The organism is Rhodococcus sp. OAS809 (genome assembly GCF_040546695.1).
Classification (GTDB): domain Bacteria; phylum Actinomycetota; class Actinomycetes; order Mycobacteriales; family Mycobacteriaceae; genus Rhodococcus_F; species Rhodococcus_F qingshengii.
Map to the genome: position 1 here is coordinate 591,872 of NZ_JBEPOI010000001.1, position 22,566 is coordinate 614,437.

Consider the following 22,566-nt stretch of genomic DNA (forward strand, 5'->3'; position numbering starts at 1 on the left):
ATCCTCACGGCCAATGTGAACTGTCGCTCGGACGGTAGGTCTGCAATCCGGATCCTCGTGAATGGCAATGTGGTGAATAACAGTTCCGATATCGGGGGTTATGACGTTCGCGGCGGAACTGCAGCCGGCTACCCGTTGACCGCCTGGGACAGGGTGAAGGTTCAGTACAACGGAATCAGCCAGTTCGGCGCCACTATCTTCACACGAAGCGGCTTTGCCGTTCTGTAAAAAAGGGCGCCCCTACCGGGATTCGGGGGGCGTCTTTTGCTGTTTCATACGGCGTGATGGGCCGAATAAACTGGGCCGAGTTGGTTGGCCCCGAAGCTGCGTGGGTGGGCTCTGTTATGTCTTCAGCGGACGAGGCGGTGCCCGAGAGGTACGCCGAAGGGCTGAGTCGTGGCCACCGAACCGAGTGATCGGTTCACGAAGGCGATGACGAGAGCTCCAGTTATGAGGCACAGTGCTTTTCGTTTCACGACATCTCCGTTTCGAGGTGTGCTAGATACGACGGGCTTCCTGCCGCAGGTAGTTGCCGAGGGTAACTAGATTCGGCCTTCTGTGCTCCGTGGCAAGGCAGCCCTGACGGCCACACAAGATAGGGGACCGTCAGGGCTGGTAAACGAACAACAGTATCGCTATACGTTTACAATCCGACCATACCTGCAACGGTAGCCGTATCGTAACCCCCGGGTCTTTTGATCTCCGACTTCGCCCTCTGTCGCAATTAGGCGGGGCGCGTGATGTGTGAGTTCGCAGTGGCAACCCGAGACGACGTCGAGAGCGACTCTCGGATCGGAATGACATCCGCAGGGCAGGAACTTCGGTGATCTTGCTGCAGTCTCAGCCGTTCGGCCGGCGAGATCCATGGGCCGTCGTAAACCACGCTGCTGCAGCGTCGGCATTGCGTGCAGTACGCACCGTTTTTCATCAGCTAATACGACTCTCGGCGTCCGGGTCCCGACCCGCGGAAGATCTTGTCGGCGCAGTCGAGGCGAGAGCTGCCAGCTCGGGACTGGGCAGCGTGGCCGACGTGTTACCGGCGTCGAACTGCCGCGGCAGCGGTACACCGCATGTGGGGAATTGCCAAACCTCAGTCTCGTCGGGCATTTTCGAAATCCAGGGGTGTTGCTAGAAGGGCCACCAGCGAGTGTGTGATCAGCACGCTGGCGGCCCGGGGTGCGCCGAGAACCGAGGCGGAAGCGGCGCACCGTTTGTGGTGCCCTGCCGGCTATCTGGGGGGATCGCGTCGGCAGGGCTACGCCATACTCGAAGTTTGGGGGTTCGAGCGATGCCGCCGAGGAAAATCTACGGATCCGAGGGTTCCGATACCAGTCTTCGCGGAGTCACAGATACTTGAGTGTTGAACTATCCCCAATTCATGGACAGCACATGGGGATAACTGATCCGAGCGCGAAACTCTCGAACTGTTTCGCTGCGCGAATGGTCAGAGATTCCGTGGGAAAAAACGCCCATGGCTTCAGGATTCGCAGCTTGGGTTCGAGACCAGATCGTGGCCCGCGGCTATGAAAGTCCAGAGGAAGCAGCTCGGGCGCTCGGTGTGTATCCATCCCAGATGCGTCAGTGGACAAGGATCTCGCGGTCCCCGACCCCGCAGGTGCTGCGGCGCGTCGCAGCGTTGTTCGATGCGCCTGTGCAGGAAGTGTTGATCGCCACCGGGTTCATGACGGAAGAGGAGAACCGGCCGTTGTCGCCCACACGGAAGTCGCTGCAGCAATTGTCGAACAAGCAGATTCTCGACGAGATTCGGCGCCGGACTGCCGGAGACTTGGCAGGGCCGCCGATTCCTGTCCGGGTGGACGGAGTTCTCCATTCGCCGGATGGCCCGCCCACAGTGTTCGTCAGTTACACCTAGGCGGGCCGCGCACGCCGAGCCGGCAAAGGCGAACGTGCACGAGGGATACTACTTCTCGAGTATGGGGCCGAACCGCGCTTGGCGGTTGCACACGGTACTTAAGTATCAGGCAGGCGCGTCGCCAGCGCGTCCATAGTGCCTACGGTTCAACGTGGCGGCGTGAGCGTTTGGAGAGACCCACCCCCGGCGAGTGCACAGCCGGAGGGCAGGCCTTGCGCGGCCGAACTGACCACTCAGAATCGCCGCAGCAATGAAATGATATCCAATTTCCACGTTCAAAATGCCAGATAGTTCTTCGAGTTTGCGATCCAAGTGCGAAAATTCATTGCCGATAACTTGGTCGAGCGGACTGTGCAGATCGAAGTGGAGTATGCCAGGGCGATGCCGGATCGCACCTCCGCAGTTGAGACGATGCTCATCGGAACCGTAATACTTGAGCGAGCCATCGTCGAGGTTCGTCGACTTGCTCTCGAAGCTGCCAGTTCCCAGATCGACAACGCGCCGCATGCGCAGCTGTGATCGGTGGTGTCCTCACCGCACCTCTTTTGTATTGCGTGGCAATGACTTCCAGAGACCATTCCCGAAAGAAAGCATCTGGGCAGATCGAATCCGGCCGGTTGACCTTGCGTCTCGCGTCGTCACCTGGCCAGAAAGGTGGAAACACCTGCTCATCCGACTCTGGGATCGGTCAGCGGGGTCTACCGATGGAGTGGTCGACACATGCGCGAGGTCAACAACCTCCTCGCGGCGCAACCCCGCTACGAGTATCTGTAACAATCCCGATATCGACCGGCCTCAGCCGATCCCGACGCGAGCGCACGAAGCCACCCAACTCCGGCGGATTCATGAATCTATTATGCGTCAAGTGCGGTAGGCGAGTGGGGGGTAATGCTCCCCTGGTTCCCGTTCGCCAAACCCAGGACGCTGGCAGCATGAACGAATCAGAAATCATCCCAACCATCGCCGCAATCGCTGCGGGATTCCGCGGCGACCAGCGCGCACCCGTCATCGGCACTCCTGCCGACCTTGGACTCGACTACGAAGCGGTCACGTTCTCCGCCAGCGATGGCGTGCCTCTCGAAGGCTGGTTCATTCCTGCCGAGAGCGACAAAATCGTCATCGCGAACCACCCGATGGGATTCACTCGCACCGGCCTTCCCAGCCACCTAGAGCCGTGGAACTCCATCTGGGCACCTAGCGACAACAACATCGAGATCCCCTTCATGCCGGACTACAAAATCCTCCACGACGCCGGCTACAACGTGCTCACCTACGACCTGCGCAATCATGGCCTCAGTGCAGCCGCTAACGGCGGAATCACCTCCAGCGGCATCTTCGAAGCCCGCGACGTGCTCGGCTCCCTCACCTACGCGCGCACTCGCTCCGACCTCGCTACGATGCGTATCAGCCTGTTCAGCCGTTGCCTCGGCGCGGACGCCACATTCGCCGCCGCCTATCAGGAGCCCGCAGCCTTTGAAGGCATCGACTCCCTCGTGGCGGCGCAGCCGGTGACGACCAAGGTGATCATCTCCCACACGCTCGGACTCCTCGGCATCCCCGAAGGACACATCGCCGACGTCGACCGCGGCATCCAACTGGTGACCGGTCTCGGGTTCGATCAGCAGGACCCTCTGCCGTGGGCTGGTGCCGTAACAGTGCCGACATTCATCTACCAGGTCCACGACGACAGCCTCGTCACACCCGCCGACGTGCAATCCATATTCGACGCGTTGCCCACCGAGGACAAGAAACTCCATTGGATCGAAAACAGTCAACGCCGCTGGGACGGTTACCTCGAATTCCAACGCAACCCGCAGCCCATGCTCGACTGGATCAATCAGCACAACCGCTGAGCGCTTTCGCGGCGGTGCCTCGTGGACGCAGGCGTCCTCACGAGGTACCGCCTTCCCGCTACTCCGCATCGATTTCGACCTGTAAGACGTCCGCACTTCCCGACAGGCCGGCGAACATCAGCATCTATGAGACAGTCCCACCCCGAAAGTTGGACACTTAATGGAACCTTATGCGATGGGGTGTTTGGGCGCGGTACTCGTCAGGGCTCAGGTAGCCGAGTCGCTGTTGAATGCGCGATACCGGTAAATGATCGCCTCGACCACCGTTCGGGCATCGGGGAACGAGGCGGGCCTGGCGGATGGGGAAGCATGTCCTCGATCAGAGAAGACTGAGTATCCGACGCACGTCAAAACGTGACGCACCTTCAGGCCCTCGGTGGTCTGCGCGAATCGTTGTCAGGCACGCCCTAGATCAGCTAGATGGCGCCGGCACGCGGCGGTTACGGCTGCCGCGGCGGGAGAATCTCGCCGACCCGTCCGGGTTACGGACACGACATGGCTCTTGACCGCGGGAGAGAAGGGCCGAGCCTCGATGGCCCCAGTTAAGACTTCGTCCCGCACAAATGTTCTCGGCAGAGCCGAGCAGAAGGCGCCCCTGACGACCAGCGCTTTGATCATGTGGGCCGAGTCGATGTCCTCGGCCAGGCTAGTTGGCGGATTGACAATGTCCAGACGGGACCACACCACGCGCCGGAAACCAGGGGTGAGGGTCAGTTGGACGGACGCGAGATCCTCGGCAGAGACGGTTGCGCTCGTGTGATCTGCGAGTGCGAGCGGCGTACCGACCAAGACGACTTCGTCGGTCCCGATGTCGACAAAGTCGAGGCGTGGCATGTCGGCCATCGAAGGCCATCGTCGAAAGATGCCGACATCGAGCCGGCCAGCATCCAACCAGTCAGTGAGGAACATGGGCAGGGCTTCGACCAGTTGTAGCCGAACACCCGGGTGCTGTTCCGCGAGGCTGCTCTGGAGATCCTCTGCGAGGGCGGGCATGAGCGTGGGCGACATGCCGACCGTCACCGTGCCCGCTACGGCGCTTGCGGCCGTGCGTACCGCAGGCTTGATCTGGTCGGTGTAGCCGAGCACCACCTCGCACATCTCGGCGAGGCGTTCGCCAGCAGCCGTCGGCCTTACCCCGTCGCGAAGCCGGACAAGCAAGTCAACGCCGAACTCATGCTCTAAGGACTGAATCTGCTTGGTCAACGCAGGCTGGCTGACATGTAATACCCGCGCGGCTCGGCTCAGGCTCCCTTCGCGCACGATCGCCACGTAGTACTCAAGCTGTCTGAGTTCCAAGGATTGACCCCTCTGCTCTCTGATGACGCTCGGGTAGGCCGAGGTGGCCGTTCAGGTAACACGGAATCGTCGAAGCCATTGTCTCCCAAGGGGGCGTCGAGTGGACTGCGTTCGCTATAAAGGGCGGGTGGACCTCTCGCCCTCACGGCGGGCGTTGCGGTGGGGATGGCGTCTAGGTCGATCACTCGCGGGTGGCCAGGGTGGGCCGACCCGAACGTGCATCGCGTGTTGCGGCATGGCCGAGGAAGAGGGGCAGACGACCGACAAGAGCCGCAATCGCCAGACCAACCACAGCCCCACCGAGCGCAATCACCAGAGGGGCACGCAAGCCCATCGCGGCGATCAGAGGCGCGATCGACAAGGGGAGTAGGCCACCAAAGATTGCCGCGCCGACATTATATGGGATGGAGTACCCGACCTGACGGTTCTCGGTTGGGAACATGGAGGCCAGCAGACCAGGGCCGGCAGCGACCAAAGATGAGGCACTAAGCGCAGCGGGAACGGGGAGGACCAAGGCCGCGACTGAGTTGCTACCAAGGGTAGGAACGATCGCGAAGGCGAGGATCGAGGCCGCCGCTGAAGCTGAACCGCCGACGACATAGAGGCGGCTCCAGCCGTATCGGTCCGCGAACCGGCCCCACCATGGCATGGCCACCATCGCGACCACGATGAGAATCAGGCTGCCAGTCAGAGCGAAGTCGGCAGAGTAGCCGAGATTGACCTGTAGATAGGTCGGCCAGTACTGGAAGAAGACCACGTTGAGGGCTGTGAGCGCGCCAACCACGAGGAAACCGACGATCAGAGATGCGGCATGAGTGCGCAGTATCTTGCCGATCGAGCCTGAGGGCTGCCGTCCGTGGGGGCGGGTGAGCTCCAACTCCACGAACGCGGGCGTCTCCTCCATCTGACGACGAAGGTAGAGCGCAACCAATCCGAGTGCCCCGCCAATCAGGAACGGCAGGCGCCAGTCGAGCGAGGGGATGCCGGGTGCGAGATGGGTGACAACCAAGTCGGACAGCAAGGCCGCGCCCGCGCCGAACAAGAACCCGCCATAAGCCAAGGACATCATGTAGGCGCCGGAGAATCCCACACGGGAGGGACCCGCGAACTCAGAGACGAAGACCGCCGCTGCTGGCAGCTCCCCGCCGACCGCGCATCCCTGTAGCACCCGCATCAGCAGCAGGAGGGCGGGCGCGAACCAGCCGACGTTGTCGTATGTTGGGAGGACTCCGATGCCAATCGATGCTGCCGACATGAGGGCCAGCGTGAAGATGAACACCTTCTTTCGGCCGATTCGGTCTGCCAGTCGAGACAGCGCGATGCCGGCTACGGGGCGGACCACGAAACCGATGGCATAGATCCCGAAGGTCGACAGGAGGCGCAGAGTTTCCGGTCCTTCGCTGGGGAAGAACGCCTGTGAGATCGAGGCAGCAACGTAGATGTAGGCGACGAAGTCGTAGTACTCGAGCATCGCGCCCAGCGACGCCAGGCGCCGATTCTTGGTCTCGTGCAGTCTTCCCGCATTCATGATTCTCCGATCTTCAGCGACATAGGTCGTCGCATGGCAGCCCAGCGCCGCAGTCCTCGCGCCCAGGAGTTGGCCGATGTGGCGGCCAACCAGAATCGAGTGTGAGGCGTGCGTCACTTCGTGACCAATATCGACTAGTCATCGGACCCATTACCTATCTCGATGGGTGCCCCGAATGCATTCGATGGATCGAATGCCTGCTTGTCGCTGTCTGTGACGAATGAGGTACGACACGGTCCGATTCCATGGCGCTATGTCTGCGATCATCATTATTCATTGGCCCGCAGTATCTTTCGCTGTTAACTTCGCAATTACGCCTTGCCGGTGGCTGACGTGAGGCGCGCCGTGGGTAACTGTTTCGGAGAGAAAGGGTCGTCAGTGAGCGCTGGACAAGACGAACTGGAGGTTGACTGCGAGACAGGCGTGGAGGAGTTGCTGATCCGGCAGGCCAGCTCATGCGGCGCAGCGGCGGCTGACCAGCGGATCCTGATCAAAGGAGGATCAATCCTCTCCATGGATCCGCAGATTGGTGATTTCGCTGTTGGTGACATATTGATTGCAGGCAACACCATCATCGAGGTCGGCTTGTCGATCGCAGCGCCGGGCGCCGTCGTGATCGATGCCAGCAATAGCATCGTGATGCCAGGGTTCAGCGACCCGCACATCCACTGCTGGGAAGGCGCGCTAGGAAGACTGATCCCCGTGAACGTGTCTCAGGATTCGAAGGATCCGGTCGCAGCGGTGGATGGGGCAGTTGCCTCCACTCGCAGCTACCTCTACTCGGCCCACAGAGAGTTCGGCCCGATTGTCGAGCCGGAAGATGTCTACGCCGGAACATTAGCCACTCTTTTGAGTGCTCTTAACGGTGGGATCACCACGGTGGTCGATAACATGCACAACGCCCGCACGCCCGAGCATGCCGATGCCGCGGTGGCGGCATTGTCCGAATCAGGGGCCCGCGGTGTGCTTGCACTGGGGGCGCCTCGGGCCGGCGCGTGGAGCAACACATTCCCGGACGATATCTATCGGGTGCGTGAGAGGTATTTTGCCAGCGAGGATCAACTGTGCACGCTCCGGCTTTTTGCTGCGGGTGCAGACGATTTAACGGATCTCGTCCCGGTGCGCAAAGACCTGGATCTGTGGTTCTCGTTTGACAGCGGACTTGAACGCCAAGACATTTCGGCTCTGTACCAGCGGGGCTGGCTTGACGGGCGAGAGGCGATCAATCATGCGAACTTCCTCTCCCCCGAACAGCGTCAGTTGATCGTCGACCACGGCAGCCAAGTAAACGTCTGCCCACGCATTGAGACCGGGTTTAGGTACGGTCGGCTTCCATATCATGAGTGGGTCGATCAAGGCCTGCGCCCGGGTTTGAGCAATGACAATCCCATGACCTACGGGGTCGACATGTTCACCGAGATGAGGACGCTCCACCTTGCGCTTCGCATCGATGAGCATCGGGGCGGCGCCAAGGCCCCGTCGTTGCGCGCGGTACTTGAATCCGCCACTCAAGCGGGAGCCAACAACGCTGGCCTTGGAGCAAGGACCGGCTCGCTGACGCCAGGGAAGAAGGCGGATCTCGTCCTCATCGACGCGAGCGGCCCGCAATTGTTTCCGCGGAACAACGTCTTGTGTTCGGTAGTGCAAGCAGCCGATATCGGCTCGGTCCGCGCGGTGATGGTCGATGGACGAATTGTGAAGTGGGACGGCCGCCTTGTCGGTCTCAACCTCGATCGCGTCAACCACTTGGTCGAACAATCCCGCGACCGCCTCCTGGACAAGGCTGGTTGGCCGCATGATCGCATCGACTTCGACGACTGAAACTTACGGCAACACAGAGAGGCTCTACGCAATGTCGTTCAACTTTCGGCGTGTGGTCACCGGACACGACGACCGCGGTAACGCGGTGGTCAAGCTCGACTCCCTTGTCGACTCCGAGCCGAGGGCGCCGGGCTACGAGGCGAGGGTGGTCTGGTGCACCAGCCAGTTCCCTCCGAGCAACCAGGAGGAGGACTTCGACGATGGCGCTCCTGGACCACGAGGCACACGAGTGCTCTTCCGGATTGGAGAGTTCACGCCAGCGGACTTCGTCGGCCCCAGCATGCACCGCACTGAAACACTCGATGTCGGCCTAGTTCTATCCGGTCAACTGGACATGGTGCTTGACGGCGGTGAGGTCATCGAAAGCCTCGGTCCCGGCGACTTCGTGATCCAACGCGGGACGATGCACTCCTGGGTGCCGCGCGGCGCAGAACCAGTGCGAATCCTGTTCGTGCTCATGGACTCCGAACCCGTCCGCGTGGGAGAGCGGACCCTGGGTAACGACCTGTCGGTCTTCGGCGGTCGCCTATCGCCTATGCCCTCCTCGTCCACATCTAGCAAGGGGGTCTGAGGTGCGATTCGCGACCTATCGAGAAGGGCGCGCTCACCGCGTCGGCGTGCTCTCCGGCGACCACCTCTACGGCCTCGCCGCCGGCATCACGCTGCGAAGCCTCTTGGGCGACGACGGCGAGCGACTTCAGGCCGCAGGCGAGAATGCCCTTCGGGACCCCCACACGGTTGTCGCCCTGAATGACGCGCTGCTCGCCGCACCTATCCCCGATCCCCCCACTGTGCGCGACTTCATGACCTTCGAGGCCCACTACGCGGGTTCGCTGCTGGCCCTTGACATTGACGCGAAGGTCCCTTCTGTGTGGTACGAGGCGCCCGCTTTCTACTTCACCAACCCATACGCAGTCCTGGGACCCCACGATGCGGTTCCAGTGCCCCCAGGCAGCTCGCGGTTCGACCTGGAGCTGGAAGTCGCGGCAGTGATCGGGCGAGGAGGACGCGATATCCCCGTCGACCGGGCAGCCGACCACATTGTCGGTTATTGCCTTCTCAACGACTGGTCAGCTCGGGACCTTCAGTTCCACGAGATGGCAGTCCGGCTAGGCCCTGCAAAGGGAAAGGACACTTCACTTTCCCTCGGCCCAGTCTTGGTCACGGCCGACGAACTGGAGCCATACCGCTCTGGCAACGCATTTGCGCTTGAAATGGTGGCCCAAATCAATGGAAGGACGATCGGTAGGGATCGTTGGGATTCGATGCACTTCTCCTACCCCGAGATGATCGAGTACGCCAGCAGAGGTACCGAGGTGAGGCCAGGCGACGTCCTAGGCTCGGGAACCTGCGGAGGCGGATGTCTCGCCGAGTTGTGGGGGCGCCATGGCAACGACTTTCACCCTCCGCTCTCGCCGGGTGACGAGGTCACGATCTCGGTTGACAAGGTCGGATCTATGACATCTCGGATCGTTGAATACGAGGTGTCCGGCCGGTGAGGCAGACGATTTCCGGTCCACCTGTGAGTGTGCTCGACGTGCACGCCCACCACCTTGGGACAGATGTGGTCGGCGGCTCCCAGGGGGATGGTCCACACCTCATTCTTGATGAGACAGGGCGAGGTCGACTCATCGATGGTCAGATGGCGCCCCGTGAGGTGCCCATCTCCATGTGGTCGGTGCCCGAGCGGCTGCGAGAGATGGACGCAGCTGGCATCTCTCATCAGGTGATCTCGCCAGTGCCCGCGGCCATGGAGCACGCCTGGCGGAACGTGGCCTATGCCCGATCGGTGAACGACTCGATTGCGAGTGCTTGTCGAGAAGCAGGCGGCCGACTGATTGGGCTCGGTTGTCTACCCGCAGCACAGACCAGGGATGAAGCCGCGAGATGCGTGGGACTAGGTCTTAAAGGTGTCGAGATGGGCACGAGGATGGCGGCTTTCGAGCTCGACGCTCCCGATCTGGCGCCCGTCTGGGAGACGTGCGAACACCTCGGCCTCGTTGTCTTCGTACATCCGACCATGGGTGGCCGGGGTGCCGTCCGCAGGGACGAGGGCTGGCTTGCTGCTGGCTTGGGCATGGTCACCGACACTGCCCTCGCTGCCTACGCGTTAGCCTTCGGAGGTGTGCTTGCTTCTCATCCGCAACTCCGGGTCCTCCTCGCCCATGGTGGGGGTACCTTCGGTTGGGTCTACCCTCGGATGAGAGCGATTGCTGCTGTCGGTGGTGTCGACGTCGCAGGGTGGGAGACGCTGATCCGCCGCATGTATGTGGACACTCTGGTCTTCGACGCAGAGCAGATCCGATTGCTGGCATGCCGCTTCGGACCGGACCGTCTGGTCCTCGGCAGTGATTGTCCCTACCTGCCGCTCGAGACAGCGATGCTGTTGAGCCGCGCCGAAGATGCTTCGGCTGCGGGAGGAGTGCTGGCTGGCTCGACCCACGATCTCTTGGCCGGCAACGGACAACGACTCTTTGGTCTAGTGCCCAAGGACCACGATGCAATTGCATGAGAGAAGCGGTGAAGATGGGCGCTACATGATGACGTCAACTGATACCTTCGCGTCGACCTGGGACCGCGCTGTCGCCCAGAATGGGCCCCGTACCTTCCTCATATTTCGCGACGACAGCGGCATCGCGACGAGTTGGACGTACGCGGAGTTCGATCGCCTGGTGGCCAGTACGGCGGGAGCATTGCGTACCAGAGGAGTCAGTCAGGGATCCGCAGTCCATGTGATGCTGCGCAACTCGCCGGCCTTCGTCGCGGCTTGGCTTGCCGTAGCTCGCTTGGGTGCCTGGATGGTGCCCGTGGATCCAGCTTCCGCCGCACGGGACATCGCGACCCAGGTGCGCCGCATCCAGCCCACCCTCGGATTGATCGGAAGATCTCGGGCAGAGACCTACCGGACCGCTGTGGGGGCGAAAGTGTCTCTCATCGAACTGGAGGAGGACGCTAGCGACCTGGACAGTGATAGCCCGCTCCTCGCCGGCGAGCCGACGCGTACTGCACCCGGCGTCAGAGCACTCGACCGGATTGCGGTGATGTTCACCTCTGGCACGACCTCGGAGCCCAAAGGTGTGGTCCTGACCCAGGCTGCCTACGCGCAGGTGGCGAGGACCATGTCGAGGACCATCCAGCTCGCGTCGGGGGATCGGTGGTTTGTGACGCTGCCCCTGTTTCACGCCAACGCGCAGTACTACTGTTTGGCCCCGGCCATCGAGGTCGGGGCGAGTGTGGCTATGACAGCGAGCTTTTCCGCCTCTCGATGGATCTCGCAGGCGCGCGAGCTGGATGTGACCCACGCGAGTCTCTTTGCTGCCCCGATCAGAATGATCCTGGCACGAAGCCAGGAAGAAGAAACGCCGTTGTCGCTCAAACACGTGTGGTTCGCCCAGAGTTTAGGTAAGGCGCATCATGCCGCGTTCGGGAGGCTCGTCGGGGTCTTACCACGTCAGTTGTACGGAATGACCGAGACCGTGGCGATCGTGACGGCTGACAACCGCGAGCCGCCCGTTCATGACCTAATCGGGCCTGCGGCGGCATCCCGGCAGATCAGGGTGATCGATCCTCGAACCGCGCAGTTAGCCGTCCCCGGCCAAGCGGGCGAACTTCAGGTGTTCGGCCACCGCGGCTGGGATCTGTTTGCCGAATACCTCGATGCCCCCGGCATCAACGCCAGGGTCTTTTTGGATGACGAAGACAGCGGCGCGGGTGGGAGTTGGTTTCGTACAGGCGATCTGGTCGTGATAGAGCCCGACGGGAATTCACTCCGTTTCGCAGGCAGGATCGACGATGTCATCAAAGTCGCCGGAGAGAACGTCAGTCTGACTGAGGTGGAAGCCGTTATCGCTCAGGCTCCCGGTGTTCTGGAGGCCGCCGTTGTAGCGCAAGTGGATCCAGTTCGCGACCAAGTACCAGTGGCCTATGTTGTCCTGAAAGACAAGGCGAACCGACCGCTGGTCGAGGAATTGGACCGATTCGCCGTCCGGAGTCTGGCACCCGCCGCTCGGCCACGCGAATGGCACTTCATCGATCAGCTTCCTCGCACCAGTGTGGGAAAGATCCAACGGTTCCGTATCAGGACCGACGGGTAGGCAACCGATGGCCGACCGGACTCTGCAGGAAGGTGCAGACGCCATTCCTCGGCGACGATAAAGGGCCCCTGGCGTTTTGGGGGACGGATCACGCTCCAGACAAGCGCATACTTGAGCCATGAATCTTCAGGAGCTGGGCGCCTTTCTGCGCTCGCGTCGCGACCGCGTGAGTCCCGATGAGGTGCAGATCCCCACGGGTACTCGCCGGCGGGTTGCAGGGTTACGTCGCGATGAGGTCGCCGAACTCGCCCACGTATCTGTCGACTACTACATCGAAATTGAGAGGGGTACGGCGCAGCCTTCGGCCGGGGTACTGGATGCCCTCACCGCGGCGTTGCGAATGAGTGAAGACGAGCGAGCACATGCGTTCACGCTCGCCGGTCGTCGCCCACCTCGGCATGACTCGACGACCGAGCTGTTGCCGGCGATGCGCGATCTGCTGGGGCGGTTCGGCGACGTTCCGGCCTACGTGACCACTGATCTGCAGCTTGTTCTTGCTCAGAATAGTGCGGCCACCGCGCTGCATGGGCCGATCCCTGAATCATCTGACCTGACGGCGAGCTATGTCTATCGGTGGTTCACCAACCCGGCCGTGCGCGCCCAATTCGATGACGCATACCACGACGCCGAGGCCCGCGCGCTGGTCGCAGACCTTCGCGTGGGTGTCGCCAGGCGAGGGCCGTTGGACCTGGAGGCAGCGGAGCTCATCGGGGTCCTCGCCGAGCGAAGTCCGTGGTTCGCGCGGCTCTGGTCTCAGCAGGATGTCGGGATCCGGCGGGCAGAGAGCAAGAGACTGAACCACCCCGGGCGAGGGTCGATCAAGTACGACTGTTATGCGCTGCTTAGCGACGATGCCCGCCAGCGCGTGGTGTGGTATGTCCCCACCATTGAGTCTTCACTGGCGTCGTCGTTCGACGCGGCTGGCGGCAAGGGGTAGTCCGCCGCTTCGGTCGCGGCCGAGACATGATCGAGCGAACTCGGCCGTACGTTGATCAGGTTTGCACAGTGGGTTACATAACGATCTCGCTGACATCGATGTTGTCGTGGTGTGCGATCGCACAGGCTCTGCCAACTTAACTGAACGCAATTGGGAATAAACAGCATTCGGCCACACTTGGGCGGATCCTGTTGGTGGGACGCCGGGTTAGGCGGCGACGGGTACGCCAGTCACGTCGTACCAGGTGGCGAATCGGCCGGTAATTTCGGAGCGATAATCGCTCGCGGTGAGCTTGTGTCGCCTTGGCCGGAAGTGCGGCGATATCGCGCTGAACACCGCCAGGAACCGTTGTGTCGCAACGGGTGAGCGGAAGAACTTCATGGCGCGTTCTCGTTGTCTGGTGGGTTGGTGCGAGTTCTCGGCCAGGTTGTTGAGATACTTCGAGCGCCGGTGTTCGACCGATGGCATCAACTCCGGATGCGCCACAACGTAACTGGCTAGCTTGTCGGTCACCAGCACCCTCGGCCTCCGAGCCTGCTTGCGCATCAGCTTGCCGAAGAAGCGTTTCGCCGCCTTCGCGTTGCGTCGTGACTGGACCAAGACGTCGAGGACATTTCCGTCCTGATCGACCGCCCGCCACAGGTACTTTCGGATGCCGCCGATCTAGACGAACACCTCGTCCAGAAACCATGTGTCGCCGGGTTCGGGAGCGCGTCGGCGCAGGCCAAGTGCATATTCGGGTCCGAACTTCGCGCACCACGTGCGGATCGTCTCGTGCGAGACGAAGATGCCGCGGGCGAGCATCAATTCCTCGACGTCGCGCAAGCTCAAGGCGAACCTGTAGTACAGCCACACGCAGTGCGCGATGATCTCCGAGGGATAGCGGTGCCGTTTATACGGCGACCGCGTCGAATCCACTCGTTTCTCGTCTCCACGGCTCATCTGACGATCATCCCTGATTGACGGCCCAGTTAAATTGACGATGCCCTATCGCCAACTGTCGAGTGCGCGGCCGACGAATCCGTCGCGTGACGGCACAGTTGTGCGATCCGGAGCTGTGTGGCAGGAAGCGCTCTGGTTGGTTGGGGCGGTGACTGTATTCGCCCCTATTCTGGCGGGGAGACGGTCCTGTTGTCGCGGTGATGTTGGAGTTCGGTGTTGATGCGGCGGGCTTCGGCGAGTTGGTCTTCGAGGATGATGATGCGGCACGCGGCATCGAGTGCGGTGCCGGCGGCGACGAGTTCGTGGGCGCGTGCGGCGATACGCAGTTGATAACGCGAGTAGCGGCGATGCCCGCCTTCAGATCGTTGCGGGGTGAGGAGTTTCGCGGCGTCGAGGCTGCGCAAGAACGCTTGCCGTACGCCGAGGATCTCGGCGGCGTGGCCCACGCTGTAGGCGGGGTAGTCTTCGTCGTCGAACTTGCCGGTCAGGTCGCCGGCGGACCACATTGAGTGAGCGCCGTTACACAGGGCAAACAAGCCTGTACTTGGAGTGGAACGGTAAGTACAAAGCTTACGGACTTCTCGGCGGCCCCTGATCCCTTCAAAGAAGCACTAACCGATTCGATGCACACCGCTCGGCCAGGTCTACTGGCCGAGCGCTGTGCATCGAACTTGAAACCGAAGCTCCATGGAGTTCCTTTCCTCTGTGCCTGTATGAATTCAGTGCCAGGCGCATTAGCTCCCTTTATGGGCTGTATCTGAATCGATCGATTGCTGGATGCACGATCCGCGAGCCCGGTCACGACGATTTTGTACTGTTCCCACATGCGATGGATCTACAGCAGTGCCACGGCCCTGATCGGAATGATCCTGATCGGACTGGCATTTCTTGTCTCCGATCCACAAACCCTGTGCGAGGGAAACATGCCCGCGCCCCAGACTCCGCGGCCCGGATACACCGCGGCCACCTTCGATGTCAGCAGGGCACACCTCCCTCTACCAGCAGCTCGATGCACAACCACATTGCCTGAGTTTGACTCCACAGCCACGGTCACTGTGGTCGACTGGCCCGCGGCGATGCTGATACCGCTCGGAATCATCCTCATCGGGGTGTCGCTACTCGCATTGAAAAGCGATCGTCGGTAGATCTGAAATGTGATCGCGTCGAACTCGCAGTGGGGGATTCCGCTGTCGGGTGGGTGGACCGCAAACGACCGAATTCGGTCAACCAGATTCCACTTGGTTAGGAACCGGCTGTGTATCCAGCCGAAGTGCCGATCGTTGACTCGCCCGGCACCGGGGTCTCTCTCGGGCTTCGCCCCATTTTTGAATCCCTCTCGAAGTCCTCGTTCGTCTGTGGAGATTCGTGGTTCGGCTGCTCGGAAGTCGTCGGATCCGTCGAGGAGGAATCAATCGAGCGGGTACCCAGCGCGATATACAAAAAGCCAACTACCAACGCTGAGGCCACACAGACTGCTAATGCAACGGCGATGCGTCGTCCCCAATGAGCCATGAATGATCCTCTCAATGGAGGAGGGCTCAGCAATCGCCAAGTACCCTCGCGCTGCTTTGACTCTATGTGCACGCGATGTTGCCCAAACCTGCGCCCAGCCAAATCGACATGTCGACTCCGAGGTCCGACCACAAACGATCGGTTCTCGGGCCCACGGGGAAAAGCTGGATAGCCTGCTGGATATGAGGCCAAGAACTGGACAGATCGCGGTAGCAGCAATGGTATCTGCGGGAATGCTGACCCTGACTAGTTGTGTAACCAACACTGACGTGCCAAGCACTTTCGCCGCCGCACTGACCGTCAGAGGCGAAGCGGACCAAACATCCGTCCAAGCCGCCCGCAACTTCGCCTACGTAGACGGCGGCACCATCCTCGCCGACGTATTGCGCCCCGCGATAAAACCCGTCACCGAAGTACCCGCGGACTCGATCGCCACCGCGCCCCGCGAGAACGTCATGACCTTCCCCGAGCACTGGCAGGCCATGATCGAGCACTACGACACCATGCCCGAACAGACCTACACCTGGGCGAGCCAGATCAAACCCGAAGCACCGCAACATGAACCACCGGCGACCGAGATTCGCTCCACACCGAAGCCATCCGCTCCGAAACGAGAACTAGCCGACCTCGATACCACCAAGTTCCACACCCACTGGAAACCAGAAATCGACTACCAACTTATGAACAGCCGCACCATCCCACAACACAGCAGCAGAGCAGAAGGACCGAGACTGTGAGCATCATCGGATACGCCCGCGTCTCCACCCTCGAACAAAACCCCGAACTGCAGCAGCACGCACTCCATCACGCCGGAGCGATCCGCATTTTCACCGACTACGAATCCGGATCGAAAACGCAGCGCCCCCAGCTCACCGAATGCCTGAACTACCTACGTGACCATGACGGTGATGTCCTCGTCGTCTGGAAACTCGACAGGCTCGGACGATCCGTCCGCCACGTCATCGACACCGTCCACAACCTCGGCGAACGCGGCATCGCATTCCGTTCCCTCACAGAAGGGTTCGACACCACCACCGCAGGTGGCGAATTCCTCTTCCACATCATGGCGGCCCTCGCCCAAATGGAACGCCGCATGATTGTCGAACGCACCCACGCCGGCCTCGAAGCCGCCCGCCGGCAAGGCCGACACGGCGGCCGGCCCACCGTCATGACCCCGGAACGCACCGAACTTGCCCGCGCCCTCCGCGGGCAGGGGAAAAGTCTCGACGCCATTGCCTCGACACTCGGCGTCGGCCGATCCTCCGTCAGTCGCGCACTCACGTCGGAAGCCCCCTAAGTGAGGCGGAACTGATTCTTCCGCGATTAATTAATATATGAGGCATACAACTTTTTAGCCTCGTAAATTTGGGGGAGAAGATGGTCCTTGTTGGTGGACATTAAATCTCCGAGGGTGTGCCGTTGGCGTCGTAGGCCCACGGGGCATCGATTGTCGAGAGCGGGTTTCCGTCGGCGTCGAAGACAGTGACCGTGCCATCGGGGTTGACACTACCCGCAGCGGTGAACGCCGCAGCACCGATCAGGGCCAGCCCGATGACCTCGTCGAACGCATCCTCCATTATCTGCGCAACTTGTTCTTAAGAACGCCATCACCTGCGGACGTGAGCTTGGCCGTAACTTCTGGTGTCACAGCCGGCGCGAGCCTTTCGGTAGGCGAACCTCCGGTCGTTCGGCCGGCAGGCCCGCTGCTGCACGGATGCTTCGGCTTCCGTCGGCAACCAACGGGGTGCGCGGATCACGCTGGATGACGATCGTTCCTTTCTTGTACGGAAAAGCTTCGACAGTGGGTGGGATCTGCGTCTCGTTGATCGGCATCTCAGGGCCGAAGTAGGTGCAACTGCCCACCGTCGCGTCGCCGAGCACGTTGTACTGAGGTGTGAGCTCCGCATCCCGGTAGAGCACGGCTGTGGGAGCGTCCCAGATATCGGCCATGCCCTGGACGAGTTTCAATGACAGTGAGGTCAGAGATTCATCGGCGAAGCCCCCTGGGTACGGCCAGATGAAGGTGCAGAGTAGGGAACCTGCTCCTGCCGTACCCCCGAATCCGATGAGAATTTCGATGTTTCCGTTGTCGGTGAACAACCTGAATTGATGCCCGAATGAGAGTGGGTAGATCCCGCCTGCGGCATCAGGAGACTTTCTGCTCTCGATCATTGCGGCTTCGAGGGAGGGCTCTGTCTGAGGCGTGAGGATCCGTCCACCATTCGATGCCAGAGCCTGCTCGACCGTAACGCCGTCGGGAAGGTCATTCCTCACGGAGCGATACATGTCGACGTCAAAGACTGGGTCAAGCTCTCGAAGGAACTGCAGTGACCGCGCTGCCAACGCCGCGGTGACCGATTCGGCTTCCGGCGGCCCCTTTCGCGCCATGACTTTCAAGGTCAATCCGGACGTCGAATCGCGACGTAAAGATGAAGCAGACAACGTCACTCCCGCTCGAAGACGATCGACCAATCCGAACAGGCTCTGGCGCTACACCGGGTAACCCAACGCCGCCCGCACCGCCACGATGTCGGCGGCAGCGACCTCCATTGGCTTGTCCCCCAACCGAATCAACGTGCCAGTGGGCAGTTCCTCTACCGCCGCAGATTGGGGCAGCGCGCTGCGATCGAACGTAACTCCGGAATGGAAGTACGTTTCCCATCCCACCTGGATCTGACCTCTAACTCGCGGTTGCAGATCGAGGTAGTCGCCGATGCTCCACCGAGCCCGATCCGGTTCCCAATGCTTGACGATCACTTTCATGATCGCGTCCCCGACATCCGGTTCGAGCAACCGTCGCAATTCGGGGGGAACATCCTTCTCCGTCGGCAACGACACCCGGACACTGTTGGGGGCACTGGTTTCCAGCCCGCCGACCCTGGCGATGATCCGCCGCGCGGTCCCGTCCTCGGGCGACAAGTCGACGTCGTAGCCCGGTCCCGGGGTGTCCGAATACCCCATCTCCTTCGAGCGGGAATACTCGAAGATTCGCACCAACCCGTCCACACTGAGATCTGCTGGCACCTTGTCGAACTCGGCAGTCGAGACCCACGGCAACGCCAACCCCGGGTCGATCGCCTCCAGATCATCGAGGAAAGCCCGCATCGTCTGCGCCACCTCCTGACTCGACTGCACCCGCGTGCCCCAATACCCGCCCACTGTCGGCCGCCGCCCGAAAAAGCTCATCGCCCCGTCCTTTCCAACCATTGCGCAATAGTTTCCACCGTGACACCGACGACGTTCTCGTCGTCGAAGCCTCTCAAGGCGAGTTCAGCATATTGTTCGTTGAGCATCACCCACACGAGCTCAGCGTCCATCCCGGCTTGTGCGAGGGCATCGAGCTGCGCCTGAGCGGTCTTGGGCCAATCTTTTTGCCAAACACGGCCCCGGAAGTCCGTTACGTAAGGTTCACCGTTCCGGTCGAAGATGAAGTCGTAGATGTGTTTCGCATCGACGATGACGTTCATGTCCGGGAACCAACCGTCGAATTTAAGCTCACCGTTCTTCCCGGCATCGAACGGCAATATGAACGCGAACTGCCCGTCCACCAGCGTGACGAGTTCCTGAAATACCCGAGAAGGCCTCAACCTCCGAGCGGCGTCGTACCGGCGACCTTCGCCTGCATCACCCCATACCCCGACATCGGTGCCATCCCGATCACCGATGATCCGGGACTGCAACGTACGCAGATCCAACGGGCCGACTCCTTCGACCTCCACGATGTCCGGCGGTGTTTCGCCGGGTGCGAGTTGCGGTGGTTTTTCTCGTGCGAACGGCATCCACCACAACGGATCCTGTTCAACTCCTGGTCCCTCCGGGCTGTCAGGCTGTGTGGGAGGCATCGTGACCGCGGGTCGCTGCGTCGGATCCTCGATGACGCCAGGGCTGGGTATGGTGCTCGGATCGGTGGCGAAGGGGTCGAACTCCGGTGGGCCAGGCTGCTGCGGAGCGCCGGGAGCGTCCGGATTCACCGGCACCTGCCCGACATCGGGCAGAGTCGGCCCACTCGGTTCCTCGACCTGACCTGGCGAGGGAGCCTTCGGTTCTGGGTTCGACCCCGGATCACCAATCTCCCCCGGCGTGGATGGTTCCCACTCGCCACGGTCGGGATCGCCGGGCGAAGTGGGTTGCGAGGGTTCCGGAATCGTGGGATCCGGGCGTGCAGGTTCATTCACGGACGGAACAGAGGGTTGGTCATGCTCGGCAGGTGGAACGGTGCCGTCGATGACGGGTATGCCGCGCGGTGGCAGTGTGCCCGGCCGGGGAATGTTTTGAGCAGGGGTCGATGGTGAAGTAACCGGGGGCCGGGTCGGTGCTGTCCGGTTCGAGACGATCAGGTCTTCGGCCCGGATCGCGCCGACGGCCAGACGGGCCCCGCGCAGCGGTGGGACGACGAAGCTCATGACCTCGTCTGTGTAGGGCTGATCGAAAGCGACACCGGGGTCCAGATGCTGCGCGTCGCCTATCCGAACTGGTTCGCCGGTGCTCCAGTCGTACAAGGACAGCACCGAGTTGGAATGGTCGAAAACCTGGTAGGGGCGTCCCTGCTCGTCGTAGGTGACCTGCAGGTCGTGCTCTTCTCCCTGCGCGTCGGTGTACGTCCAGCTCCACACGTTCGGCACCTTCGAAGGTGTGCCGGACCAGTTGGTTCCGTTTTCGTCCGTGAAGGAGGTGTCAGTGACGACAGGTTCGGTGGTGTAGTCCTGCCCGCCGATGTTCGAAGTGATCGGCTCCTGGGTTTGATCGGCGAGTATCGCGTCGCCGACAGGGTTTCCGGTTCCTGTGTCGGTGATCGGTGGTTCGGAGACCTCGTGGTTGGGGTCACCGACCATGAGCTGGCCGAGGTCTGAATCCGCCGGGTCCGCAGGTTCTGTGGTGTAGTCGTGCCCGCCGATGTTCGAAGTGATCGGCTCCTGGGTTTGGTCGGCGAGTATCGCGTCGCCGACGGGGTTTCCGGTTCCTGTGTCGGTGATCGGTGGTTCGGAGACCTCGTGGTTGGGGTCACCGACCATGAGCTGCTCGAGGTCTGAATCCGCCGACTCCGGGGGGTTGGCGGCGAGGACGTTTTGTGCGTCCCGGCGTGCTTGTTCGCCCTCCGGGGTCATCGGGCCGATGAAGTTCGCCTGCGCTTCGAGCGCAGCACGTTCTTCCGGTGTCAGCTCCGGGTCGGCGAGGATCGGATAGAGCAGGTTCTCTATGCCTGCGGTGTCGACGACCTGGACGAGTTGCCCGTCCCGGATCTCGTAATGCGTCGGGATGGGTGTGCCGTTGGCGTCGTACGCCCACGGGGCATCGATTGTCGAGACCGGGTTTCCGTCGGCGTCGAAGACGGTGACCGTGCCATCGGGGTTGACACTCATGTGACCGCCGGGTGGCACCGTCACCGGGATCACGGATTCGTGCGACGACGTTTCGTCGTGGATCAGGAAGAAGAACCGGCTTCCGCCGGTGATCGGATCGAACACCCGCAACGTCGACTGACCGCCGCGCGCATACGCCATCAGTGGCGAAGTGATAGTCCCGACCGCCTGGGAGAGTACTGATTCGGGCGTGCGGGGGCTGAAAGGTCCCGGCCGTCCGCGCACTCCGATACCCGCAGCGGTGAACGCTGCAGCGCCGATCAGCGCGAGTTCGAGATACCGGTCACGGCCCGAGTCCTCCCCGGTTGTAGAGACATCTGTTGCCAGGCCTGGAACCGGTTGGGCTGGTGCGGTATTCGAATCGGTGTCCGTGGGGATCGGTCCGGGGCCGCGATCGGTGGTCGCCGTGGGTGCGGTCGACCCGGCAGGCTGCGGAATAGTCGGGGCAGGCCCGTCGGCGGTCGACGGAACAGGAACTCCTGCCGGGTTCTGCACACCCGGCTGTGTTGGTGCGCCGGGCGTTCCGGGCTGTCCTGGTTGCGCGGCGCCGGGGACGGGGACGATGGGGGTGCCGTTGTAGGTGGGGAAGTTCGTCGGAGCATTCGCGCCGACGTTCGGGCCACCGCCTGGAGCCTGCGCGCCGGGGAGCCCGACCGTGGTCGTCGGCGCAGCTGTCGCCGTCGTGGACGGCGCGCTCAGGCACGGGTTGATGATCTCTGGCGGGATGGGCGCACCGGGTGGCAGCGACGCAATGAGGTTCAGGTAGATCTGATGATCGCGTGCCCGTACCGCTGCGCAGTCTTCTGCCGGTCCTGCGGAGGAGGTCGGGGCGAAGATCAGCAGCGCCAGCAGTGCGATCACCATTGCGGCGAGCACCACCACGGTGGAGATCACCGTGGTCGGTGAGGTGCGGTCGAACCGGCGCGCAGGCTTCACCGGCGATCACCCGTGTTCGACTTCTTCCGGAATTCGGCGATGAGTGTGTCTGCGCCCCACCAGAACACCCGTCCTGCGATCGACATCCACAGAAAGAATGCCAGATACACCAGAATCGTCCCGTAATCGGTGGCCCATCCTCCGAGGCGTCCGATCACCGCGAACGCCGCGATCAACAACGCGAGCCCGAATACGGTCGCGATCACAGCTTTCGACATCTGATTCAGTTCACTGTCGCGATCCCGTCCCTGATCACCTGTACCGACTGCAGCGCGGGGTAGATCCTCATCCGCCGATGCCGGAGCTGCAATGGTTCCTGGCGGTACGTACGGCAACGCAGGCTTAGCTGTGACGTCGCGGCGGGTGGGTGAGGTCATCGGGGCGTTCGGTGAGGTGGTCATCGGAGGTGAATGC

The 22,566-nt window shown here is 61.8% G+C and carries 21 protein-coding genes and 1 pseudogene; 13 read left to right on the plus strand and 9 right to left on the minus strand.

Features of this window, described 5'->3' with window-relative positions; translation table 11 throughout:
• Positions 1-72: 72 nt before the first annotated feature.
• The 4 genes from ABIE52_RS02765 to ABIE52_RS02780 all read left to right on the plus strand — a co-directional run bounded on the left by ABIE52_RS02765 (position 73) and on the right by ABIE52_RS02780 (position 3,726).
• Positions 73-228 (plus strand): hypothetical protein, encoded by a 156-nt coding sequence (locus tag ABIE52_RS02765; protein ID WP_192713490.1) that lies wholly within the window; start codon positions 73-75, stop codon positions 226-228.
• Positions 229-1,471: 1,243 nt separating this feature from the next.
• On the plus strand, positions 1,472-1,873 hold the full coding sequence (locus tag ABIE52_RS02770) for a helix-turn-helix domain-containing protein (RefSeq protein WP_192713751.1): 402 nt from the start codon (positions 1,472-1,474) through the stop codon (positions 1,871-1,873).
• Positions 1,874-2,224: 351 nt separating this feature from the next.
• Positions 2,225-2,392, plus strand: a complete 168-nt coding sequence (locus ABIE52_RS02775) for a hypothetical protein (protein WP_192713596.1) — start codon at positions 2,225-2,227, stop codon at positions 2,390-2,392.
• A gap of 413 nt (positions 2,393-2,805) precedes the next feature.
• Positions 2,806-3,726, plus strand: a complete 921-nt coding sequence (locus ABIE52_RS02780; RefSeq protein ID WP_192713597.1) for an alpha/beta hydrolase — start codon at positions 2,806-2,808, stop codon at positions 3,724-3,726.
• Positions 3,727-4,122: 396 nt separating this feature from the next.
• Here ABIE52_RS02780 and ABIE52_RS02785 read toward each other — a convergent pair whose 3' ends face one another.
• Positions 4,123-5,022, minus strand: coding sequence for a LysR family transcriptional regulator (locus ABIE52_RS02785; protein ID WP_192713598.1), 900 nt, complete (start codon positions 5,020-5,022; stop codon positions 4,123-4,125).
• A 181-nt stretch (positions 5,023-5,203) separates the two neighbouring features.
• Entirely contained in the window at positions 5,204-6,550 is a 1,347-nt protein-coding gene (locus ABIE52_RS02790) for an MFS transporter (protein ID WP_192713599.1), read from the minus strand.
• A 378-nt stretch (positions 6,551-6,928) separates the two neighbouring features.
• Between ABIE52_RS02790 and ABIE52_RS02795 the strand changes: the two genes are divergently transcribed.
• The 6 genes from ABIE52_RS02795 to ABIE52_RS02820 all read left to right on the plus strand — a co-directional run bounded on the left by ABIE52_RS02795 (position 6,929) and on the right by ABIE52_RS02820 (position 13,402).
• Entirely contained in the window at positions 6,929-8,371 is a 1,443-nt protein-coding gene (locus ABIE52_RS02795) for an amidohydrolase family protein (protein ID WP_192713600.1), read from the plus strand.
• Positions 8,372-8,402: 31 nt separating this feature from the next.
• Positions 8,403-8,942 (plus strand): cupin domain-containing protein, encoded by a 540-nt coding sequence (locus tag ABIE52_RS02800; RefSeq protein WP_192713601.1) that lies wholly within the window; start codon positions 8,403-8,405, stop codon positions 8,940-8,942.
• A gap of 46 nt (positions 8,943-8,988) precedes the next feature.
• Complete coding sequence (locus ABIE52_RS02805) at positions 8,989-9,870, plus strand: fumarylacetoacetate hydrolase family protein (protein WP_354541428.1); 882 nt, start codon at positions 8,989-8,991, stop codon at positions 9,868-9,870.
• 38 nt (positions 9,871-9,908) lie between these two features.
• Positions 9,909-10,883: an amidohydrolase family protein gene (locus ABIE52_RS02810; RefSeq protein ID WP_315874094.1), complete on the plus strand. Its 975-nt coding sequence runs from the start codon at positions 9,909-9,911 to the stop codon at positions 10,881-10,883.
• 28 nt (positions 10,884-10,911) lie between these two features.
• Positions 10,912-12,465 carry a class I adenylate-forming enzyme family protein gene (locus ABIE52_RS02815; RefSeq protein ID WP_192713654.1) on the plus strand — a complete coding sequence of 518 codons (1,554 nt, stop codon included), beginning with the start codon at positions 10,912-10,914 and terminating at the stop codon, positions 12,463-12,465.
• 118 nt (positions 12,466-12,583) lie between these two features.
• A complete protein-coding gene (locus ABIE52_RS02820) occupies positions 12,584-13,402 on the plus strand; it encodes a helix-turn-helix domain-containing protein (RefSeq protein ID WP_192713604.1) in 819 nt (272 codons plus the stop codon).
• Between the two features lie 207 nt (positions 13,403-13,609).
• Here ABIE52_RS02820 and ABIE52_RS02825 read toward each other — a convergent pair.
• Both ABIE52_RS02825 and ABIE52_RS02830 read right to left on the minus strand, forming a co-directional pair.
• Positions 13,610-14,344 (minus strand): annotated as a pseudogene (locus tag ABIE52_RS02825) (IS6 family transposase).
• Between the two features lie 164 nt (positions 14,345-14,508).
• The gene (locus tag ABIE52_RS02830; RefSeq protein ID WP_192713605.1) at positions 14,509-14,850 is read right to left on the minus strand and encodes a MerR family transcriptional regulator; all 342 of its coding nucleotides are present in this window, start codon (positions 14,848-14,850) and stop codon (positions 14,509-14,511) included.
• Positions 14,851-15,168: 318 nt separating this feature from the next.
• On the opposite strand from ABIE52_RS02830, the gene ABIE52_RS02835 reads away from it, so the two are divergent.
• The 3 genes from ABIE52_RS02835 to ABIE52_RS02845 all read left to right on the plus strand — a co-directional run bounded on the left by ABIE52_RS02835 (position 15,169) and on the right by ABIE52_RS02845 (position 17,153).
• Positions 15,169-15,489 carry a hypothetical protein gene (locus tag ABIE52_RS02835; RefSeq protein WP_192713606.1) on the plus strand — a complete coding sequence of 107 codons (321 nt, stop codon included), beginning with the start codon at positions 15,169-15,171 and terminating at the stop codon, positions 15,487-15,489.
• A gap of 636 nt (positions 15,490-16,125) precedes the next feature.
• Positions 16,126-16,593 (plus strand): hypothetical protein, encoded by a 468-nt coding sequence (locus ABIE52_RS02840; RefSeq protein WP_192713607.1) that lies wholly within the window; start codon positions 16,126-16,128, stop codon positions 16,591-16,593.
• On the plus strand, positions 16,590-17,153 hold the full coding sequence (locus tag ABIE52_RS02845; RefSeq protein WP_192713608.1) for a recombinase family protein: 564 nt from the start codon (positions 16,590-16,592) through the stop codon (positions 17,151-17,153). Before ABIE52_RS02840 ends, ABIE52_RS02845 begins: the two co-directional genes overlap by 4 nt.
• 100 nt (positions 17,154-17,253) lie before the next feature.
• Here the strand turns inward: ABIE52_RS02845 and ABIE52_RS02850 are convergent, their stop codons facing one another.
• From ABIE52_RS02850 to ABIE52_RS02870, 5 genes are all read right to left on the minus strand, one after another.
• Positions 17,254-17,433 (minus strand): hypothetical protein, encoded by a 180-nt coding sequence (locus ABIE52_RS02850; protein ID WP_192713609.1) that lies wholly within the window; start codon positions 17,431-17,433, stop codon positions 17,254-17,256.
• 67 nt (positions 17,434-17,500) lie between these two features.
• Positions 17,501-18,298: a hypothetical protein gene (locus ABIE52_RS02855; RefSeq protein WP_354541429.1), complete on the minus strand. Its 798-nt coding sequence runs from the start codon at positions 18,296-18,298 to the stop codon at positions 17,501-17,503.
• A 48-nt stretch (positions 18,299-18,346) separates the two neighbouring features.
• Entirely contained in the window at positions 18,347-19,042 is a 696-nt protein-coding gene (locus ABIE52_RS02860) for an Imm52 family immunity protein (protein WP_354541430.1), read from the minus strand.
• Complete coding sequence (locus tag ABIE52_RS02865; RefSeq protein ID WP_192713610.1) at positions 19,039-22,152, minus strand: hypothetical protein; 3,114 nt, start codon at positions 22,150-22,152, stop codon at positions 19,039-19,041. Before ABIE52_RS02865 ends, ABIE52_RS02860 begins: the two co-directional genes overlap by 4 nt.
• Positions 22,149-22,553 (minus strand): hypothetical protein, encoded by a 405-nt coding sequence (locus ABIE52_RS02870; protein WP_354541431.1) that lies wholly within the window; start codon positions 22,551-22,553, stop codon positions 22,149-22,151. Before ABIE52_RS02870 ends, ABIE52_RS02865 begins: the two co-directional genes overlap by 4 nt.
• Between the last annotated feature and the right edge of the window lie 13 nt (positions 22,554-22,566).

What these genes read in the sequence shown, in the direction of transcription:
- ABIE52_RS02770 (WP_192713751.1), top strand. Translation starts at nt 1,472, where the DNA reads ATGGCTTCAGGATTCGCAGCTTGGGTTCGAGACCAGATCGTGGCCCGC.
- ABIE52_RS02780 (WP_192713597.1), top strand. Translation starts at nt 2,806, where the DNA reads ATGAACGAATCAGAAATCATCCCAACCATCGCCGCAATCGCTGCGGGA.
- ABIE52_RS02790 (WP_192713599.1), bottom strand. Translation starts at nt 6,550, where the DNA reads ATGAATGCGGGAAGACTGCACGAGACCAAGAATCGGCGCCTGGCGTCG.
- ABIE52_RS02800 (WP_192713601.1), top strand. Translation starts at nt 8,403, where the DNA reads ATGTCGTTCAACTTTCGGCGTGTGGTCACCGGACACGACGACCGCGGT.
- ABIE52_RS02815 (WP_192713654.1), top strand. Translation starts at nt 10,912, where the DNA reads ATGACGTCAACTGATACCTTCGCGTCGACCTGGGACCGCGCTGTCGCC.
- ABIE52_RS02820 (WP_192713604.1), top strand. Translation starts at nt 12,584, where the DNA reads ATGAATCTTCAGGAGCTGGGCGCCTTTCTGCGCTCGCGTCGCGACCGC.
- ABIE52_RS02830 (WP_192713605.1), bottom strand. Translation starts at nt 14,850, where the DNA reads ATGTGGTCCGCCGGCGACCTGACCGGCAAGTTCGACGACGAAGACTAC.
- ABIE52_RS02835 (WP_192713606.1), top strand. Translation starts at nt 15,169, where the DNA reads ATGCGATGGATCTACAGCAGTGCCACGGCCCTGATCGGAATGATCCTG.
- ABIE52_RS02850 (WP_192713609.1), bottom strand. Translation starts at nt 17,433, where the DNA reads ATGGAGGATGCGTTCGACGAGGTCATCGGGCTGGCCCTGATCGGTGCT.
- ABIE52_RS02860 (WP_354541430.1), bottom strand. Translation starts at nt 19,042, where the DNA reads ATGAGCTTTTTCGGGCGGCGGCCGACAGTGGGCGGGTATTGGGGCACG.
- ABIE52_RS02870 (WP_354541431.1), bottom strand. Translation starts at nt 22,553, where the DNA reads ATGACCACCTCACCGAACGCCCCGATGACCTCACCCACCCGCCGCGAC.